The sequence below is a fragment of the Streptomyces rimosus subsp. rimosus genome, assembly GCF_000720725.1.
GTDB classification, from domain to species: Bacteria; Actinomycetota; Actinomycetes; order Streptomycetales; family Streptomycetaceae; genus Streptomyces; species Streptomyces rimosus_A.
The window spans coordinates 26914-46259 of record NZ_JOCQ01000037.1; the positions used below are offsets into that span (position 1 = coordinate 26914).

At 70.6% G+C, this 19346-nt stretch carries 15 protein-coding genes; 9 read left to right on the forward strand and 6 right to left on the reverse strand.

Annotated features, from left to right (window positions below; all coding sequences use genetic code 11):
• Positions 1–7: 7 nt before the first annotated feature.
• Positions 8–976 (reverse strand): Lrp/AsnC family transcriptional regulator, encoded by a 969-nt coding sequence (locus IH45_RS0120045; protein WP_030669867.1) that lies wholly within the window; start codon positions 974–976, stop codon positions 8–10.
• A gap of 181 nt (positions 977–1157) precedes the next feature.
• Here IH45_RS0120045 and IH45_RS0120050 point away from each other — a divergent pair, with 181 nt between their 5' ends.
• The 3 genes from IH45_RS0120050 to IH45_RS0120060 all read left to right on the forward strand — a co-directional run bounded on the left by IH45_RS0120050 (position 1158) and on the right by IH45_RS0120060 (position 6321).
• Complete coding sequence (locus IH45_RS0120050) at positions 1158–2540, forward strand: MFS transporter (RefSeq protein ID WP_078897668.1); 1383 nt, start codon at positions 1158–1160, stop codon at positions 2538–2540.
• Between the two features lie 109 nt (positions 2541–2649).
• Positions 2650–4179 carry a helix-turn-helix domain-containing protein gene (locus IH45_RS0120055; protein ID WP_030669874.1) on the forward strand — a complete coding sequence of 510 codons (1530 nt, stop codon included), beginning with the start codon at positions 2650–2652 and terminating at the stop codon, positions 4177–4179.
• Between the two features lie 237 nt (positions 4180–4416).
• The gene (locus tag IH45_RS0120060; protein ID WP_030669878.1) at positions 4417–6321 is read left to right on the forward strand and encodes a TerD family protein; all 1905 of its coding nucleotides are present in this window, start codon (positions 4417–4419) and stop codon (positions 6319–6321) included.
• A 35-nt stretch (positions 6322–6356) separates the two neighbouring features.
• Here IH45_RS0120060 and IH45_RS0120065 read toward each other — a convergent pair whose 3' ends face one another.
• From IH45_RS0120065 to IH45_RS0120085, 4 genes are all read right to left on the reverse strand, one after another.
• A complete protein-coding gene (locus tag IH45_RS0120065) occupies positions 6357–8390 on the reverse strand; it encodes a nuclease-related domain-containing DEAD/DEAH box helicase (protein WP_234440601.1) in 2034 nt (677 codons plus the stop codon).
• A 227-nt stretch (positions 8391–8617) separates the two neighbouring features.
• Positions 8618–9094, reverse strand: coding sequence for a PTS sugar transporter subunit IIA (locus tag IH45_RS1000000146650; protein WP_078897669.1), 477 nt, complete (start codon positions 9092–9094; stop codon positions 8618–8620).
• Positions 9091–10248 (reverse strand): MFS transporter, encoded by a 1158-nt coding sequence (locus tag IH45_RS0120080; RefSeq protein WP_234440604.1) that lies wholly within the window; start codon positions 10246–10248, stop codon positions 9091–9093. The genes IH45_RS1000000146650 and IH45_RS0120080 overlap by 4 nt, the downstream gene beginning before the upstream one ends.
• 326 nt (positions 10249–10574) lie before the next feature.
• Positions 10575–11333 carry a DeoR/GlpR family DNA-binding transcription regulator gene (locus IH45_RS0120085; RefSeq protein WP_030669891.1) on the reverse strand — a complete coding sequence of 253 codons (759 nt, stop codon included), beginning with the start codon at positions 11331–11333 and terminating at the stop codon, positions 10575–10577.
• A 231-nt stretch (positions 11334–11564) separates the two neighbouring features.
• On the opposite strand from IH45_RS0120085, the gene IH45_RS0120090 reads away from it, so the two are divergent.
• The 4 genes from IH45_RS0120090 (at position 11565) to IH45_RS0120105 (ending at position 16261) form a co-directional block, all read left to right on the forward strand.
• Positions 11565–12155: an HAD family hydrolase gene (locus IH45_RS0120090; RefSeq protein ID WP_030669893.1), complete on the forward strand. Its 591-nt coding sequence runs from the start codon at positions 11565–11567 to the stop codon at positions 12153–12155.
• An 820-nt stretch (positions 12156–12975) separates the two neighbouring features.
• Positions 12976–14244 carry an aspartate aminotransferase family protein gene (locus IH45_RS0120095; RefSeq protein ID WP_030669896.1) on the forward strand — a complete coding sequence of 423 codons (1269 nt, stop codon included), beginning with the start codon at positions 12976–12978 and terminating at the stop codon, positions 14242–14244.
• Positions 14241–15212 (forward strand): inositol monophosphatase family protein, encoded by a 972-nt coding sequence (locus IH45_RS0120100; RefSeq protein ID WP_107058683.1) that lies wholly within the window; start codon positions 14241–14243, stop codon positions 15210–15212. Before IH45_RS0120095 ends, IH45_RS0120100 begins: the two co-directional genes overlap by 4 nt.
• Positions 15209–16261 (forward strand): zinc-dependent alcohol dehydrogenase, encoded by a 1053-nt coding sequence (locus IH45_RS0120105; RefSeq protein WP_030669901.1) that lies wholly within the window; start codon positions 15209–15211, stop codon positions 16259–16261. The genes IH45_RS0120100 and IH45_RS0120105 overlap by 4 nt, the downstream gene beginning before the upstream one ends.
• Before the next feature lie 115 nt (positions 16262–16376).
• Here IH45_RS0120105 and IH45_RS0120110 read toward each other — a convergent pair whose 3' ends face one another.
• Positions 16377–16742, reverse strand: a complete 366-nt coding sequence (locus IH45_RS0120110) for a hypothetical protein (protein ID WP_030669904.1) — start codon at positions 16740–16742, stop codon at positions 16377–16379.
• 157 nt (positions 16743–16899) lie between these two features.
• Between IH45_RS0120110 and IH45_RS0120115 the strand changes: the two genes are divergently transcribed.
• Entirely contained in the window at positions 16900–17619 is a 720-nt protein-coding gene (locus IH45_RS0120115) for a hypothetical protein (protein ID WP_030669907.1), read from the forward strand.
• Between the two features lie 262 nt (positions 17620–17881).
• Positions 17882–19288: a short-chain fatty acyl-CoA regulator family protein gene (locus IH45_RS0120120; protein WP_030669910.1), complete on the forward strand. Its 1407-nt coding sequence runs from the start codon at positions 17882–17884 to the stop codon at positions 19286–19288.
• Positions 19289–19346: the final 58 nt, after the last annotated feature.

The window sequence follows — 19346 nt, forward strand, 5'->3', positions numbered from 1 at the left end:
GCGCTCTTCAGAGAAGCAGCAGGGCCCCGGCGCGCTTCACGGTACGGATGACCGGGGCCGTCTCGATGGCGCGGATCGCGTCCAGGGCGGCGATGCGCTGCGTCAGGTAGCGCGAAAGGTCCAGCGCGTCACGGCAGTTGACGGCCGCGAGGAGGTTGGTCGGCCCGGTGGTCAGCGCGACCAGGGAGACTTCCGGGTGGCAGGCCATCGCGGACGCCACGGCGGTGACCTGGGACGGCCGTACCGACATCCACAGGCGGGCTTCGGCACGGAAGCCGAGCGCGGTCGGCGGGATGTCGACCAGGAAAGCCAGCACCCCCGCCCGGCGCAGCGTGTTCAGCCGCCGCCGGACGGTGGACTCCGGGCGCCCGGTGGCGGCGGCCAGCTCGGCGTGGCTCGCCCGCCCGTCCCGCGCGAGGAGTTCGAGCAGCGGACGGTCCTCCGGCACGAGGGAGATCTCGGCCGCCTCCGGAGGCGGCGGGGTCAGTGCCGCGGCCTGCTCGGGGGGCAGGCACGCCGGGCCCGACCAGTTGCTGGGCAGCGCGTAGGAATCGAGCAGGAGGTGCGCGGACACCGCGGTGATGCGGGCCGTGCGGGGCAGCTTGTGCAGCAGCAGGACCTCGCTCTCCTCGGTGGTGGGGGTCTGTGCGCTGCACGAGATCTCCGTACCGCCGGAGAGCAGGTGGACGTACGAGGTGTCCGGGCGGGCCGCGAGCGCCTTGGCCAGGGCGTTCCCGGCGTCCGGCGTGCACTGGACGCGGATCGTCCACGCGCTGTGGCCGAGCCGGGAGCCGTCGAGCGTGCCGACGACGCGCAGGATTCCGGCGGTCCGCAACCGGCGGTAACGGCGCGCGACGGTGCTCTCGGACACGCCGAGCACCTCACCGACGAGGCGGAACGGCACCCGGCCGTCGAGCTGCAGCGCGTGCACCATACTCCGGTCGATCCCGTCGAGTGTGACCGTATCCGTCTTCATGGCCCATGAGTGTGCCAGTTTCCGCCACCGCGGAGGGCCTGGCTGGGGTCCGGCACCCCGGCGCGCCGAAGGTGAGACGGCGTCCCGGGCGCCTTCGCCGACCCGGGGACCGCAGAGACGCAATGCCTCTGAAACCTCCACAACCTCTGAGATCTCTGATGTCTCCGAAGAAGGAAGCAGCATGCGCAAGTGGTGGCCGCTGGCGGCCGTCTGCTCGGGAAGTTTCGTGTTCCTCCTCGACACCACCGTGCTGTCGGTGGCCCTCCCCCGAATCGGTGACGACCTGGCCGCGCCGCTGTCCGCCCTGGAGTGGGTGGCCAACGCGTACACGCTGGTACTGGCGGTGCTCATGCTCCCGATGGGGTCGCTGAGCGACCGCTTCGGCGCGCGCGGGCTGTACGTCGCCGGGCTCACGGTGTTCGGACTGGCCTCGCTGGGCTGCGCGCTGGCCCCGGGCGCAGGCGTACTGATCGCGGCGCGGGGCGTACAGGGTGTCGGTGGCGCCGCGCTGGCGGTGTCCACGTTCGCACTCATCGGCTCGGTGTACCGGGGGCCCGACATGGGGCGGGCCATGGGCGTGTTCGGTGCCGTGACGGGCTTGGGCGCCGCGGCCGGCCCGATGCTCGGGGGCCTGCTCGCGGAGTGCCTCGGGTGGCGGTCGGTCTTCTTCCTCAACGTCCCGCTCATCGTCGCCACCATCGTGCTGACCCTGCGCGTGCTGGACGGGCACCGGCGGACCACCAGGACGCGCACCGACCTGCCGGGCATGGCCGTCTTCGCTCTCTGCGCGGGCTCGCTCACCTACGCCCTCACCCTGGCGGGCGAGAAGGGCTGGTCCTCGCCCGAGGTGCTGAGCCTGCTCGGCCTCGCTGCCATCACCCTCCCCGCCTTCATCCGTACCGAACTGCGCGGCACCGCCCCACTGCTCGACGTACGGCTCTTCGCCCGCCCCGCGTTCTCCGCAGTGATGCTGTGCACCCTGGCCTCCACCGCCGCCTTCGCGGCCCTCGTCTACACCTCGCTGTGGCTCCAGTCGGGACTCGGGCTGGGCCCGGTCCGCGCCGGACTGGCGCTCATGCCCCTGGCGCTGGCCTCCTTCGCCACCTCTCTGATCAGCGGCCGCAGGCTGCACGGGGCATCGCCTCGGGCGGTGCTCGGTACGGGGCTGGGACTGAGCGGGATCGGCTGCGCCCTTCAGGCGGTACCCGGCAGTCACTCGTCCGTGGGATTTCTCGCGCTCGGATTGACGGTCACCGGTGTCGGTGTGGGCCTGCTGGGCCCGGTACTGGGAGCCGCGGTCTTCGCCGCGCTTCCGCCGGAGCGGGGCGGCATGGCGGCCGGAGCCATGACCACGTTCCGGCAACTGGGGCAGACGCTCGGGGTCGCGGTGTTCGGGGTGCTGTACCGGCAGGGCTCCGCCGTGGGTCTGACTCGGGTGTTGACGGCCGCTGCCGTGACCGGGGCGGTGGGAGCCGTGTCGTCCTTCGTATGGGGGCCGAAGGGGCGGGCTCGGTGGAGGGCGGGGGCGAAGGGGAAACGGAGGTCGGAGGCCGTGGCGGAGTAACCCGGCCCAGGGCGCCCACAGCCGCGACGCGCGGCGACCGTGCCAACGCCTACGCCTACGCCTCCCACCCGATTACTCGCGATCTCATATCTGAGATACCGTCTACCTCATGGCAGACGATTACCTCGTACGCATCGGCAAGCTCATCCGCGACGCGCGGCAGCACCGGGGCTGGACCCAGACGCAGCTCGCGGAGGCTCTCGGCACCAGCCAGAGCGCGGTCAACCGTATCGAGCGCGGCAACCAGAACATCAGCCTTGAGATGATCGCGCGGATCGGCGAGGCGTTGGACAGTGAAATCGTCTCGCTCGGGTACGCGGGTCCCATGCATCTGCGCGTCGTCGGCGGCCGGCGCCTCTCCGGCAGCATCGACGTCAAGACGAGCAAGAACGCGTGCGTGGCCCTGCTGTGCGCCACGCTCCTCAACGCGGGCCGCACCACGCTGCGCCGGGTGGCCCGCATCGAGGAGGTCTACCGGATCCTGGAGGTGCTGGGCAGCATCGGCGTCCGCACCCGCTGGATCAACGACGGCAACGACCTGGAGATCGTGCCGCCGGCCGAACTGGACCTGGACGCCATGGACACGGAGGCGGCCCGCCGCACCCGCAGCGTCATCATGTTCCTCGGCCCGCTGCTGCACCGCATGGACCACTTCAAGATCCCGTACGCGGGCGGCTGCGACCTCGGTACGCGTACGGTCACGCCGCACATGACGGCGCTGCGCCACTTCGGCCTGGAGATCACCGCGACGGAGGGCACGTACCACGCCGACGTGGACCGGACCGTCGCCCCCAAGCGCGCGATCGTGCTGACCGAGCGCGGCGACACCGTCACCGAGAACGCTCTGCTGGCCGCGGCCCGCCACGACGGCGTCACCGTCATCCGCAACGCCTCCTCCAACTACATGGTCCAGGACCTGTGCTTCTTCCTGGAGGAGCTGGGCGTACGGGTCGAGGGCGTCGGCACCACCACGCTGACCGTGCACGGCGTCGCGCACATCGACCGCGACGTGGACTACGCGCCGTCCGAGGACCCCGTCGAGGCGATGAGCCTGCTGGCGGCGGCCGTGATCACCGAGTCCGAACTGACCATCCGCCGCGTCCCGGTGGAGTTCCTGGAGATCGAACTCGCCGTCCTGGAGGAGATGGGCCTCAACAACGAGCGCAGCGCGGAGTACGCCGCCGACAACGGCCGCACCCGCCTCATCGACCTGACGGTCCGCCCCTCCAAGCTCCAGGCCCCCCTGGACAAGATCCACCCCATGCCGTTCCCCGGCCTGAACATCGACAACGTCCCGTTCTTCGCCGCCATCGCGGCCAGCGCCCAGGGCCAGACCCTCATCCACGACTGGGTCTACGACAACCGCGCCATCTACCTCACCGACCTCAACCGCCTCGGCGCCCAGGTCAAACTCCTCGACCCGCACCGCGTCCTGATCGACGGCCCCACCCGCTGGCGCGCAGCAGAAATGATGTGCCCCCCGGCCCTGCGCCCCGCGGTGGTCATCCTGCTGGCGATGATGGCGGCGGAGGGGACGTCGGTGCTGCGGAATGTGTATGTCATCAACCGGGGGTATGAGGATCTGGCGGAGCGGTTGAATTCCATTGGGGCGCAGATCGAGATCTTCCGGGATATCTGATCAGTCGGTGGCAGGATCCAGGCCGCTCGACTGCCGTGCCCTGACCGACCGCGAGGAATTCGGGCCTCGGGCTCGGCGGAACACCAACGGAACGGGCACGGCGGCGGGCGCCCCGGGACCGCTGGGCTTCCGGGCCCGGAGGTTCGGGTTCCCGCGGCTGCCACGCGATCGGCCCCGGTGGGGGCAAAACGGCATGCAGGTTGAAGCAGGGCCATATTTCGGATCATCCTTGGCCTCATGAGCCTCTCCTCCACCGGTCCCGACACACTCCCCGCGGGCGACTACGCCCACGACTGGGCCTTGGTCGACGTCGAGGCCTCCGGTCTCATGGCCCGACGGGACCGGGTGCTGTCCGTCGCGGTGGTGACCGTCGGGCCGGACGGCGAGCGGACCGGGGAGTTCTCGACTCTCCTCAACCCCGGGTGCGATCCGGGGCCGGTGGAGGTGCACGGGCTGACCGCCGAACGGCTGCAGGGCGCACCGACCTTTGACCAGATCGCCGGGCAGATCGCGGAGCTGCTCCAGGGCCGGGTGTTCGTGGCGCACAACGCCCAGTTCGACTACGACTTCCTGGCTCATGAGTTCGCCCGCGCGCGGCTGTGGCTGCCGGTGTCGCAGCGGCTCTGCACACTGGCCCTCAACCGCCAGGTGGATCCCCCGACGGACGACATGAAGCTGGGCACCCTCGCCGCCCACTACGGCGTACCGCAGCAACGCGCGCACGACGCGCTGGACGACACCCGTGTGCTGGCCGGGATCCTGCGGGCCTCGCTGCGCGACGCGGCGCGGCTCGGTCTGCCGTTGCCGCTCGTCCCCTGTCCGCCGCGGCAGGACTCGTCGTTCATGCCACAGCCGCCCAAGTCGCCCTGCGCCTACAGCAACCCAGGGCGGCTCGTTCCCGGTCGGCCGCTCCGGCAGGGGATGAAAATCGCGATCACCGGTTCGACGGCGGCCTCACGCGCCGAACTGGTCGCGCGGGGCGTCGCCGCCGGCCTGAACATGATGAAGTCCGTCAGTCGGCACACCAGCGCTCTCGTCGGCAATGAGCCCGCTGCCGTATCGGCGAAGGCCCGGCGTGCGGTCGCCGAAGGGGTGCCGGTCATCGACGAGCGGACATTCCTTCGCCTGCTGGCCGACGTGCAGCCCGGGACGCCCCACGAGGGGGTGGCTGCCGCTGTCGTGCCGGAGACGGCCGCGGGACAGGTAGAGGCATCCGATGCGGCGGGGCCGGACGCCGCCGTTGCGCCCGCACCGGAAACGCCTTCCCATCCTGCGTCTTCCGCCGACGTGTCCGTTCCCGTCCCGCGTCGACCCGTTGTTTCCGCCGGTACGTCGGGCAAGCCGCTGGCAGGGCGACGGATACTGGTTCTCGGTGGTACGCATCCTGTCGCCGTGGCGGCCCGTACGCGCGTCGTCGAACTGGGCGGGTCAGCGGCAGTCAACCTCTCAGCCAGTGTCACGGACGTCCTGCTGCTTCCCGGCGGGGAACAGGACCGCCGCATGCGTCGCGTCACCGCCCTTGAGCTCCCCGTGCGCGACCAGAGCTGGCTCGCCGCCGCGCCGACGGCCACCGCCCAGGCCCCGGCAGCCGCCCGGTCGCACGCGCCATGGGTCCTGCCGAGGGGCGGCGTCATCGACTTGCCCGTGACGACCGGAACACGCGCACCCGAGTGGCACATCACCGCAGCCTGGGAACCGCAGGCCAACTGCGAGATCGATGTCCTCGCCTTCCTCCTCGACGAGGAAGAACAAGTCACCTGTGACGAGGACTTCGTCTTCTACGGCGCTCCGGAAAGCCCGGCCGGAACTGTGCGGCTCCTCACCGGCGGCCCGGCCGAACAGAGCATCGCCATCGATCTCGGCTCGCTGCCGCCCGCCACTCGCAAGATCGTCCTGGCCGCGGCCATCGACGGCACAGCAACCTTCGGCGACATCGGCGCGATTCAGATCGGCGCCGCCCCCGGCAGCAGCGCCGCGCCGCTCGCCAGGGCCACCCTGGACGCCGCGACGACGGAACGCACCATGCTTCTCGCCGAGGTCTACCGCAGAGGCCCCCTCTGGCGTCTGCGCGCGGTCGGGCAGGGCTATGACCACGGCCTCGACACCCTCGCACGCGGGTACGGCGTCGACATCACGGACTGATCACCCGCGAAGGGGCGCGGGTCCCGGGAGGCTTCCTACGGGGTGACGCTTCCCAGCCACAGCAAGTCCCGAGCCCGCGTCATGGCCACGAAAAGCTGGCTGCGGAGCAGTTCTTCGCGTTCCCTCGCGGTTTGTGGGACCTCCGTAGTGCCGGAACCGCCGGCAGACGCTTCGTTCGACAGGGCACCGTCGTGCTGGGGCAGGTAGACGTACTTGAACTCCAGTCCCTTGGCTCTGCGGTAGGTGCCGAGCTTGACCGAGTCGACAGCGTGGCCGTCGTAGTGTTCCAGCAGGCATACCGGAATGTGTCCCTGCATGAGCAGCCGCTGGTAGTGGTCGATGGCCCGCGTGGACGGGCACAGCACGGCGGCATCGGCTCGTGCGCCGTCGCCCAGGGCACGCAGGGCGTCCAGGAGCGCCTGGTCGTGTGCGTTCGTGGTCGGCTCCGTCACGCGGACGACCCGCCCATCGTGGTAAGTGAGGTCGACATCGCGGCGGCCGGGTGTACGCAGACCGTCGATGTCCTCGAAGGCATCGTCGGCCACGACCGTGAGCGCGGCTTGCAGAATCTGTTGGCTGTTGCGGTAGTTGGTCCTCAGAATCTGTCCGCGGTCACCGCGGATGTCGATGCCTGCCTCAGCGAGGCGGAACCCGCCCGGGTAGACGGCCTGCTGGCCGTCGCCGACCAGAAGCAGCCCGTTGGGGGCGTCGCCGACGAGAGCATGCAGGAGGCGGACGCCGACGAGTGTGAGGTCCTGGACCTCGTCCACGATGACGGCCTCGTACGGAGACCGGTCCGCGTGACGCGCCGCTTCTGCCAGAGCGAGAGAAAGCACGTCGTTGAAGTCGTGCACACCACGCTCGATGCGCTGGGACTCGTACGTCTCGTACAGCTCCCACACCGCCTGTCGGTGGGCCCTGCGCAGGACCGTCCGGCGCCGGCGCCGGGGCACGCTCGCGTACTCCTGGAAGGTGGTGATGCCACGGCCTTTGATGACGTGGTCGATCTCCTCGCGCCAGTAGCCCGGCCGCGGGTCGATCTCGGCCAGGCGGCTACCGCGCCCCACCCGCTTCCAGGCGAGGCTGAAGGCGGTTTCGGCCTTGTCCCCGTGCAGTCGTACGGGGACGCCGCGTGTCTGCAGGAATTCCTGCGCCCAGGAGTGCAGGCTGCGGAAATCCACTCGGTCCGCGACGGCCGGGGACATGGCCCTGAGGAAGGTGCCCTGCACACGCGGCAGGTTGTTGGCGAACGTGACATAGAGGACCCGGCCGCCGGTGCGCTTGGCCAGGTGAGCCGCACGATGCAGTCCGACCACCGTCTTGCCCGTGCCCGCCGGGCCACTGATGCGCGCCGGGCCGGACCAGTTGCGGCGCACCAATGCGACCTGATCGGGGTGGAGGAAGGTCATCCACTGCTCGATCGGAGCCCGCAGCGCCTCATCAAGTGCCGCATCCCTGAGGCCCTGAAGGTCGAACAGGCCGTCGGACACCGGCTGCTGCCACGTGTCGGGCGTCGGCGGTGCCTCCTGTTCGACCACCGATCCTTCATAGTCGGGAAAGATCCGTTCCAGGTGGTCGGCCATCGCGCGGACCGCCTCCGTACGCAATCTGCGGCACTCCGACAACAGCGCGGGGCCGACCTCGTGTTCGCCCAGGAGCCGGATCCGGCCGAGAGTGGTGTCGACCCGCTGCCCCGCGAAAACCATGAGCGGCTGGACCGCCACGGGAGACATGCCCAACGATGCGACGGCGCTTTCGGCGGCTTTCGTCACCGCGAGCAGCTTTGCCGCGTGCTCGTCCCGCCGCTCACCTCCGGCACAGAGCTTTTCGCCCGACACCTCAGGAGCAGAACGCCAGTTCTTCACGTCGATGACGAAGACGCCGCCGGGGCCCACCAGCAACATGTCCACATTGGCGGTGCGGGTTCCCGGCCATCGACGATCCACAAGCAGGCGCCATCCGCGCTCCGTCAGCACCAATAGCTGGGCAGCGATCCGCCGTTCGCCCTCGCTCGCCGCTTCCCACTGACGCGCCTGTCGGCGAGCGGACCGCCATTGCTCCCGCAGCACCCGTTCCTGCCGACGTGCCTCTTGCGCCCTCCACGCTGCCGATCCGCCTGCCGCCATCCCAAGCCCCCCTTGTCCGCAGTGCAGCGATCATAGGGCGGCCCGGTACCGGAACGGCAGGGTGGACGACGGTGCTGGAGGCGCGGCAGAAGTTCTCGCGCCCGTCGGCGCGGATGTGACGCGGTGATGTCGCTCAATTCCACGGTTCGCGAACAACGGAGCGGGCTCGATCATCTGATCAAGCCGAACAGCTCATACAGTTCGTCAATTGTGCGGGCCGCTGCCAGCATCCGACGGAAGCCGGCATGGGCGGTGTGGCGGGCGAGGGTCGAATACGCCTGCAAGCAGTCGGTGTTCATGAGCGTTTGCGGTACGACGAGGAGGAAGACGTCGCGGATCGGATGGTGGTCGGTGCCTTGCCAGGACAGGTGTGGTGGAATGCGGGCGAAGGCGGCCGCTGGGGCGTCGAGCATACGGCTTCGGATGGGCAGTATTGCGATGCCGTGGAATCCGTTGGTGCCTTGAGGCAGGCGGATGCGTGCCGCGCGGGGGGCCGCGACGGCGTCTGCGGTGTGGAGGCCTCGGGTCAGCAATTGCAGTGCTTCCCCCTTGGTGTTGACCTGCGCGTGGAGGTGGATGCGTTGTTTGGGTAAGTAGTCGGCGAGGGGTGTGGTGCTTTGAGGGCGGGTTTGCGGGTGGCTGGTCATGCTTCTGCCCGTGTGGGTTCGGGAGGTGCGGGTTTGTTGTGGGGCGGGCGGAGGATTTCGGCGGAGAGGACTGCGGCCGCGCAGAAGGCCACGGGGAGGAAGAAAGTGATGTTCAGGGGGAACAGGTGGGTGAGCGGGCCGATGATGGCGGGGCCCGCCAGCATTCCCACATAACCCAGGCCGGCCACCCTGGAGACGTTCGCTCCGGATGATTCCGGGTCCACGTTGCCGGCCGCGGTGAAGAACTGTGGAATGCAGCCGGACAGACCGATTCCGAAGAGGGTCCAGCCGATGAGGGCCAGCGGTACCCATGGGGACAGTGCGGCGACCGTGAGGCCGAGGGCCGCGAGGGCCGCGCCGTACCGGACGACGAAGACCCGGCCGAAGCGGCCCACCACACGGTCGGTGACGAAGCGGCCGATGGTCATGGCGGTGGCGAAGCCGCCGTATGCCAGGGCGGCCGTCGCGGCGGGTGCGTCCAGGACGTCCTTGAGGTGGAGCACGCTCCAGTCGTTCGCCACGCCTTCGCACAGCATGAGCATCAGGGCTAGTACGCCGAGCGCCCAGACTTGGGAGGGGGTGCGGCGTTTGGGCGCCGACTTCTTGGACGCGGGCGGCGTGGAGTCGGTCTGCCGCGGGGCCGGTGTGGCCGGTGAGGGGCGTTCGTTGGGCAGCATGCCGGGGACCAGGGCGAAGGTGATCAGTACGCCGGTCACCGCGACGGCGGCGAGGGTGGCGGAGGGCCGCCAGTCCCAGCTGATGGTGCGGGCGCCGATGAGCGACGCGATGACGCCGCCGACCGAGAACACCGCGTGGAAGGCCGACATCACCGGGCGGCCGTAACCTCGCTCGACCTGAACAGCCTGGGTGTTCATACTGACGTCCAGGCAGCCGTTGCCGAAGCCGAGGGCGAGGAGGGCCGCCGCCAGGGTCCAGGGCGAGTTCGCCAGGCCCGGGAGGACGACCGTGGCGCTGCACAGCACGCCGCCGGCCAGCACGATGGCGCGGCTGCCGAACCGGTCGGCCAGCGCCCCGCAGACCTGCATGCCGGCGAAGGCGCCGCCGCCCAGGAAGAGCAGCAGCCAGCCCAGTACGGCATGGGTGATGCCGACCTGGTGCTCGACCGCGGGGATGTGCACGATCCACATGCCCATCACGAAGCCGTTGAGTGCGAAGGCAACGAAGGTGCAGATACGTGCCGTGCGCAAGCGCCGGGACGGCGGCGCTCCGGGGGATGGCGGTGCTCCGGGGGGTGGTGAGGTCTCGGGGGATGGCGAGGTCCCGGGGAACGGCGCGGGGGGAGGCGCAGTGGGTCGTCCGGCGGGCCTCCCGCCGGACGACCCACCGGGCGATCCACCGGACGATTCGGCGGCTGGGGCAGTCGATTCACTCATCATGGGTGACCGTAACGCACATCAAGTTTGTTCGGGAGAACTGTGCGTGGTTTTTCGACACCGCGCGCCGCGGGGGGAGCGGGGCGTCACACGTGGACGATGTTCACGCCCGCCGCGCGCATTTCCTCGGCCACCGGCGTGCCCTGGGCCGCGTCGGTCACCACCACGTCCAGCTGGTCGACCGAGCAGATGCGGCCGAGCGCCACCCGGCCCAGCTTCTCGGCGGTGGCCACCAGGATGATGCGCCGCGCCGCGCGCGCTGCCACCCGCTTCACGTGCACATCGTCCAGGTTGTAGGCGGTCGCGCCGTTGGCCGCGTCCACGCCGCAGCATCCGAGGATGAAGGTGTCGTACCGCAGGTCCTCGAAGGTGCGCAGCGCCGTCTCCCCGTAGAAGGACAGCTCGCCGGGCCGGACCTGGCCGCCGGGGAGCAGCAGGCGGATGCCTTCGTGCTCGGCGAGCGGCATGGTCGCGTGCAGGGACAGCGGGGTGACGGTCAGCCGGCGGCCCGCCATGGCGTGCGCGACGGCGACGGCCGTGGTGCCGGTGTCCAGGGCGACGGTCTCCCCGTCGTTGAGCATCCGCACCACCACGTCGGCCAGCTTCGCCTTGGTCTCGCCGCCGACCATGGCACGTACCGCGTACGGCGGTTCCACCCCGCTGAGCAGCGCGCTGACCGCGCCGCCGTGCACCCGGCGCAGGGCGCCCCGCGACTCCAGGAGTTCGAGGTCCCGGCGGATGGTCATCTCCGACGTCTTGGAGGAGCGGGCGAGTTCGGCCACGGAGGCCCGGTTGCGTTCGGCCAGCAGGGCCAGGATGAACCGGTGGCGTTCGGAGACATTCATGTCGCTGATGTAGCACATCAACACATCGGGTGCGACTTTCCGCCCTTCCGCCCGTTGGGTGCGGAGGTTCATGATGGGGTTGGCGGTTGACATACACCCATGGCAAGTGTGTACTCACACACACGTTGTGTGAGTACGGTGCGGCGAGTACGCGTCGGTACTGCTAGGGCGGGCTCGACGGGCGGTGCGCGCCTCGCCGCCTCCTGGAGCGGATTCCTTCGAGGTGATGTCATGACCGCGGTGCTCTTCGACATGTTCGGCGTGATCGCCCGGCACCAGTCCCCCGCCGCCTGTGACCGGCTGGAGAAGACGGCCGGGGTGTCCGGTGACGTCTTCTGGGAGAGTTACTGGGGGCTGCGGCAGCCTTATGACCGGGGCGACCAGAACGGCGCGCACTATTGGCGGCAGGTCGCCGACGCGCTCGGTACACGCTTCGACGAGGAGCGGATCGCGGAACTCATCGCCGCGGACGTGGCGAGCTGGAGCCGGGTCGACGAGGAAATGGTGGAGTACGTCGGGCGGCTGGCCGACCGCGGCACCACCATCGGCCTCCTGTCGAACATTCCGGTGGAATTGGCGGCGCATTACGAGGAACACCAGGAGTGGCTGAAGCGCTTCCCGGTCCTGGCCTTCTCCTGCCGCATCGGCCACGCCAAGCCGGAGCCCGGCGCGTACACCTGGTGCAGTACGGCCTTCGGCCTGCCGCCCGAGCGCATCCTGTTCGTCGACGACCGGGACGTCAATGTCCGGGCGGCCGAGGCGCTGGGCATGCGGGGGCATCTGTTCACGTCGTTGGCGGAGTTGCGGCCGGCGTTGGACTGAGCCTGGCGGGTACACGCCGTACACCGGCACGCGCCACTCGCCGGTACGCGCCGTACACCGGCACGTGCCACGCGCCGGTACGCGCCGTACACCGCCGGCGGCACGCGCCGCACACCGCCGGCACGCGTCCCGCACATTCGGCACGCGCGCCCTCTCATACCGGCGCCGGGGCGGGGGACCTGACACCCCCGCCCCGGCGCCTTGTCGTTGAGGCGGCCACGCCCGCGGCTGCCGGCCCCCTCCCCCACGCCCACGCAAACTCCGTTCAAAGCCCCACCAACAATGTTTGAACTTTGCGTAAGGTATCGAAACGAACGGCGCTCTGTTCCGTATGTCGCTCCTTGGAGTGTTGTCGAAGGCCCGGCCCGCGTCGGCGACGGAACTGCGCCAACGTCCACTTGTCCGGTCGGCCTGCCGTACAAGTGGGCTTCGGAGCAGGTCAGAAGCGCGCGTTTGAACCCCTGAACGACGTGGCCCACACACCCGCCGGATGCATTCCAGCCTATTGGCAATCGATCAAGCCAAATGAACACGTCCCCTGTTACGGTCGATGGCGTCAGAGCTTGAAGAGCCCGGCACCACGCGTCGCAACCGCTGACCGGGCCCCATGGTCACGATCCCGCCGTCGCCGCTGAGCGACGCCCCCGCCCGACCGGTGAGAGCACCGTCCGGGCCCCGCAGCTGTGCGGCCGTGCGTCAACGGCCGCCGGCTGCCCACCTTCACCACGCCGTACCCGGCCACCCGGCTCCGCGGCGGTTCGGCACGCCCGGCGGCCCCGCACACCCCGGCACCACCATGCCTTCACAAGGAGAACCGTCCATGGACACCACCAACGTCCGCGATCTGCTCTACTACCCGGTCAGCGCCCGGAAGATGGCCCGTGGCGAGGGGGTCTTCCTGTACGACGAGGAGGGCAACGAATACCTCGACTGCGCCTCCGCCACCTTCAATCTGAGCCTCGGCTACTCCCACCCGGCCGTGATCGCGGCGATGAAGGAGCAGCTGGACGTCTTCGCCCATCTCACCTCGTCCGTGCAGAGCGATCCGGTCAACGGGCTGGTGCGCCGGCTCGTGGAGGTGTCCCCCGGGAATCTGACCAAGGTGCATCCGAAGGTTTCCGGGGGCTCCACCGCCAATGAGGGCGCCATCAAGATGGCGCAGCACGCCACGGGGCGTTCGGAGGTCATCTCCCTGTTCCGCAGCCATCTCGGGCAGACCATGATGATGACCTCGATGTCGGGCAACGCCTTCCGCAAGGAGCCGTTCCCCTCGCTCTTCCCGCGCACCCTCCAGGTGCCGGACCCGTACTGCTTCCGCTGCTTCTACGGGCAGCAGCCGGATACCTGCGGGATGATGTGCGTCGACCGCATCGAGGACTTCCTGGAGTACGCGAGTACCGGGCAGGTCGCCGCGATCATCGTCGAGCCGATTTCCGGCAACGGCGGCAACATCGTGCCGCCGGATGGCTATTTCCCGAAATTACGGGCCTTCTGCGATGAGCACGACATCGTGCTGATCTTCGATGAGATCCAGACCGGCATCGGCCGTACGGGGCGGATGTTCGCGGCGCAGCACTTCGACGTGGAACCGGACGCGATCACCACCGCCAAGGGGCTGGGCGGCTCGGGCGCGCAGGTGGCGGCGATCCTGACCAACGAGCGGCTGGCGGGGCTGCCGGCCAACCACCACTCCTTCACCTACGGCGCCAACCTGCTGGCGGCCGCGGCGGCCAACGTCACTCTCGACATCGTCCGGCAGCCGGAGTTCCTGGCCGGCGTACGGGCCACCGGCAACTACATCCTGGGGCGGCTCGCGGACATGCGGACCCGCTACCCGGCCATCGTCGACGTGCGCGGGGTCGGCCTCATGATCGGTTTCGAGATCGCGCACCCCGACGGCAAGCCCGCCGTCAAGCTGACCAACCACCTGGCGGGCGCGGCCGCGCAGCACGGCCTGATCCTGCGCACCTCGCGATACGGCTACGGCAACGTACTCAAGATCCGGCCGCCGCTGATCCTCACCCTCGACCAGGCCGAGCTGCTGTGCGACCGCCTGGAGAGCCTCTTCCGCGCGGAGCTGGCCGCATGACGCCGCCGGCATCGCTGAAGAAGCTGCTGACCGGCCTCGGCCAACACGTCAGGGCCGAGCTGTTGACGTACGCCGACCGGGGCCCGGCCCGGCAGGTGCACGGTGACTCGCCGGGCGGCGACGCCCAGTTCGACGTGGACGAGGTCGCCGAGCGGGCCGTGCTGGACCATCTGCGCGCGCACGCCCATGTGCCGCTCGCGGTCTACACCGAGGACGGTTCGCTGGTCGAGCTGGCGCCCGATCCGGAGTATGTCCTGGTCGTGGATCCCATCGACGGCACCCGGCCGGCCTCGGCGGGCCTGGAGATGGGCATGGTGTCGATCGCCGCGGCGCCGCTCACGGCGTCCGCGCCCACGCTGGACGATGTCACCGCGGCACATCTGCTGGAGATCAAGTCCGGCGCGTGGATCCACGGTGCCGACGGCGAAGGGCTTTCGTACGGCGGGTTCCCGCACGCGTTGCCCCGGCTGAGCCGCACCACCGACCCGGCGAGGATGTTCTGGTCGATCGAGTTCAACGGCCATCCGATGCACCTGATGTCGGCGGCCTACGCGCACCTGGTGGACCGGTCCGCCAACACCGGCGGCGTCTTCGTGTTCAACAGCGCCACGTTCTCGGTCTCGCGCATCATCACCGGTCAGCTCGACGCGTACGTGGACATCGGCAACCGCGTGCTGCGCGACCACCCCGGCACCGAGGCGGCGTTCCGGGCGGCCGGGCGCGGCTCGATCCTGCACCTGTTCCCGTACGACATCGCCGCCGCGGTGTACCTCGCCAAGCGCAGCGGGGTCACCATCACCGACGCGTACGGCGACGACCTGGGCACCACCGCGTTGCTCGACCTGGATCCGATGAACCAGAAGTCGTGTATCGCAGCGGCCACCCCGCAGCTCCACCAGGAACTCCTCGGCGCCATCCGGTGGGACATCCCGGGCGCCGCCCTCACGACCTCAGGAGGAACGCGATGAAGGCCCTGGTCCTCACCGAGCGGCACACGGTGTCGCTGGTCGACCATCCGAAGCCGGCGGTCACGGCGCCCGACGACGTGGTGGTGCGGGTCGTACAGACCGGCATCTGCGGTACCGACCGCAGCGTGCTGGTGGGCAAGTTCCCCGCCGAGCCGGGTGTGGTGATGGGGCACGAGGCGGTCGGTACCGTCGAGGAAGTGGGGTCCGCGGTCACCGCGCGCAAGCCGGGTGACCGGGTCGTCATCAACCCGACGCTGTACTGCGGCAGTTGCCCGCCCTGTCTGCGCGGGCACTGGGACTTCTGCGCCAACAAGGCCGGTACGGAGGTCGGCCTCGATCTGGACGGCGCGTTCGCCGAGTACATCCGGCTGCCCGAGCGGTTCGTCCACGCCGTGCCCGAGGGCATGGACTTCGACCGCGCGGTGGGCGTGGAGCCGCTGGCCTGCGCGCTGAACAACGTCGAGGCGGGGCGCCTCCGGGCCGGTGAGACCGCGGTGATCGTCGGCGGCGGCCCGGTCGGCGTGGTCTGCGCGATGGCGGCCCGGCATTACGGCGCCCGGGTCCTGCTGACCGAGCCGGACCCGTACCGGCAGGAGCTGTGCCGCGAGGTGTTCGCCGGGGACTTCGGAGAGGGCTCCGGCACGGACACCGGCGAGGACTCCGACGGCCGGGTCACCGTGCACACACCGGACGACCCGGACCTCACCGGGCGCGGTGACGTGGTCATCGACACCGTCGGCAATCTGCTGGAGCAGAGCCTGACGTACGCGGCGACGCGCGGCCGCGTGGTCGTCATGGGCTACAACAGCAACGCGTCGGCCACCGTGCGGCCGCTGGAGATCCTCCAGCGGGGGCTTCAGATCATCGGGGCCGGGGACTACAACAGCAGGCTGTTCCCCCGGGCGATCGAGCTGGCCCGGTGGCTGCCGCTGGAGCGGCTGGTGACCCACCGTTTCCCGCTGGAGCGCTACGAGGAGGCGTTCGCGGCCCTCGCCGCGGCGCCCGGCACCCCGTACTCGGCGCTCAAGGTGGTGCTCGTACCGGAGTGACCGGCGGCGGAGAACCCTTCCGGCCGGCTGAGCGGTGCCGGCCGGAAGGGCCGTGGTGGTGGTCCGGTACGGCGGCCTGCCGACGGCCCGTCAGGGGAACGGCGGCCCGTCATCGTCAGGAGAAGTCGACGGCCGCCAGCACCGGGCCCGCGACGAGGAGGGCGTACTGGATCCAGATGGTGATGCGCCGGGCCCGGAGGCCCGGGGTGTCGGGGAGGCAGAACGAGACCAGGCCCGCGACGGGGGACAGCATCAGCGCCACCTGAGCCGCGCCCGCCAGCGGCCCGCTCGCCCCGTCACCGCTGTACGCCTGGTTGAGGACGATGACCGCGAACAGCACCCACGCGACGGCGAGCAGCGGGAAGCCGAGGAGCGCGAACACCCGCAGCGCCGCCTTGGAGGGCGCGAACGGGTCGCCATCGGGGAGGTCCGGGGAGGTGGCGGCGGGTACGGGTGCGGTCGGAGGGGCCGATGTGGTCATGATCGCCAGTCTTCCCGTGGCGGGGCGGTGCGGCATCGGTGCGGGTACTCAGGGGGCGGTGGGCACCTACTCAGACGACCCGCCCCCTGTGTGGGCAGCCACGACTGCGAAGGTAAAGTCCGCCCCTGCCGCGAAAGATCCACCACGGGGGCGCGAGATGAGCACGGTGTGGCTGTATGACCCGAGCCGGCAGGGCGGGCGTTGGGAAGCGCCGCCGGACGGGCGGGTGTTCCGGGAGATCCGGACGACGGCCGGGCAGCAGACACCGCCGTACGACCGCAAGGCCGCGCGGACCGTCGCGTACGTCGAGCGGCAGCTGCCGTCCGGTGGTCATGACGCCTACCGTGCGGCGCGCAAGGACGGCGTGCGCACATTCGACCTGTGGGAGTCGCCGCACCGGGAGCGGCTGCTGGCGCGCGTGGTCACGCGGTCCGCCGCCAAAGGGCGGCCCGCGTCCTACGAGGTGCTGGGCGCGGACGGCGCGTCCCTGGCGGTCGTCACGCGGGCGCCGGCCCGGAGCGACGGCGTGGGCCGGACGCGCTGGACGGTCCGGCAGGCCGGCCGGGAGCCCGCCGTCGGCCTCAAGGGGCGGCTCTTCTGGTGGTGGGTGTGGTGGCTGATCCTGCCCGTCCAGGTGCTCATCGTGGTCGGCAGCCTGGTGTCGGGCAGTGGTGACGGTGCCCGGATGCCGCGCCGTATCCGCTGGTACGCGGGCGGCCGGCGGAGCCCGGTCCTGGACTGGGCGAGCGGCGTGGGGGACTTCGAGCTGGACGTGCCGGCCGACTGGTGGGATCCCCGGGTGACCGCCGCCCTCGTCGCCCTGCTCACCAGTCATGCGGGGCTCCTCGGCACGGCGTGGGACGAGGCGGAGCGGTAACGCGACGTCCGGCGGGGCGCGCGGCCGTCCGGTCGCCGTCGGCCGCGTCCCCGGCCCGTGGACCGACGGTGAACACTGCGAATCACCGGCACCGCGTGCCGTAACTTCCGATGAGGCGGACCCCACAGCCAAAGCCTGCCAAGAGCTGCCAAGACCCGCCAGACCTGCCAACCCCCCCGCCCCTATTTGCCAATCTTGCGAAGGCCCGCGATAGCCCCACGGCCACTAAGGTGTGCCGCGCGGCAGCGACGGAGGGGGCATCGTGAGCAAGATCTACGCCGGGGCGCGGCTGCGCCGGCTGCGGGAGGAGCGGGGGCTCAGCCAGGCCGCGCTGGCCCGCGTACTGGCCATCTCGCCCAGCTACCTGAACCAGATGGAGCACGATTCGCGACCGCTGACCGTGCCCGTACTGCTGCGGCTGACCGAGGCGTTCGGGGTGGACCCGGGCTTCTTCGCCGAGCGGGACACCAGCCGGGTGCTGGCCGACCTGCGCGAGGCGCTGGCCGACGAGCTGGCCGCCGCCCGGGTCTCCCCCACCGACCTGTCCGAACTCGCCTCGCGGCAGCCCGCCGTGGCCTCCGTCCTGCTGGATCTGGGGCGGCGCAACCGGGCGCTGACCGAGCGGCTGGCGGAGGTGGCGGAGGGGCGGGACGGCGGCGCCGACCCGGCCGCGCCGCTGTCGCCGCACGAGGAGATCCGCGAGTTCTTCTACCGGCGGCAGAACTACCTGCACGAAGCGGACACCGCCGCGGAAGGGCTCGCCGCCGAACTGGGCATCCGCCCCGGCGAGGTGGGGCGCGCGCTGGCCGCCCGGCTCACCGAGCGGCACGGCGTACGCCTCGTCGACACCCCCGACGGGCCCCTGCACCACTACGATCCGGCCGCCCGGGTCCTGCGCCTGTCGGCGGGGCTGCGCCCCGGCCAGCGGGCCTTCCGCATGGCCACCCAGCTGGCGCTGCTGGAGGCCGGTGACGAACTGTCGCGGCCCGCCTCGGAGGACTTCGAGGAGGGCTCGGCCACCTGGTCGCTGGCCCGGATCGGGGTGGCCAACTACTTCGCGGCGGCGCTGGTGCTGCCGTACGGGCCGTTCCACGCCGCGGCCGAGGAACTGCGCTACGACATCGAGCGGCTGACCGACCGCTTCGGCCTCGGTTACGAGACGGTGTGCCACCGGCTGAGCACCCTGCAACGGCCACGGCGGCGCGGGGTGCCGTTCTCGTTCGTACGGGTCGACCGGGCGGGCAACATGTCCAAGCGGCAGTCCGCCACCGGCTTCCACTTCTCGCGGGCGGGCGGTACGTGCCCGCTGTGGAACGTCTACGAGGCGTTCACCGCGCCCAGCCGCATCCATGTGCAGATCGCGGCGATGCCGGACGGCCGCCGCTATCTGTGGACGGCGCGTACCGTCACCCGGCACCGCGGCGGCTGGGGCGATCCGGGCAAGACCTTCGCCATCGGCCTGGGCTGCGAGATCCGGCACGCGTCGCGGCTCGTGTACTCCGACGGGCTGGACCTGGACAACGCCGCCGCGGCCACGCCGATCGGCATGGGCTGCCGGGTCTGCGAGCGGCTGGAGTGCCCGCAGCGGGCGGTGCCGCCGCTCGGCCGGGCGCTGGCCGTCGACGAGAACCGCAGCACGTTCGTGCCGTATCCGGTGCGGGAGGAGTGAGGTCCGCGGCCGCCTGGTACGGCGAGGATCGACGGTCCGGGCGGCCGGCCGCTCTGGA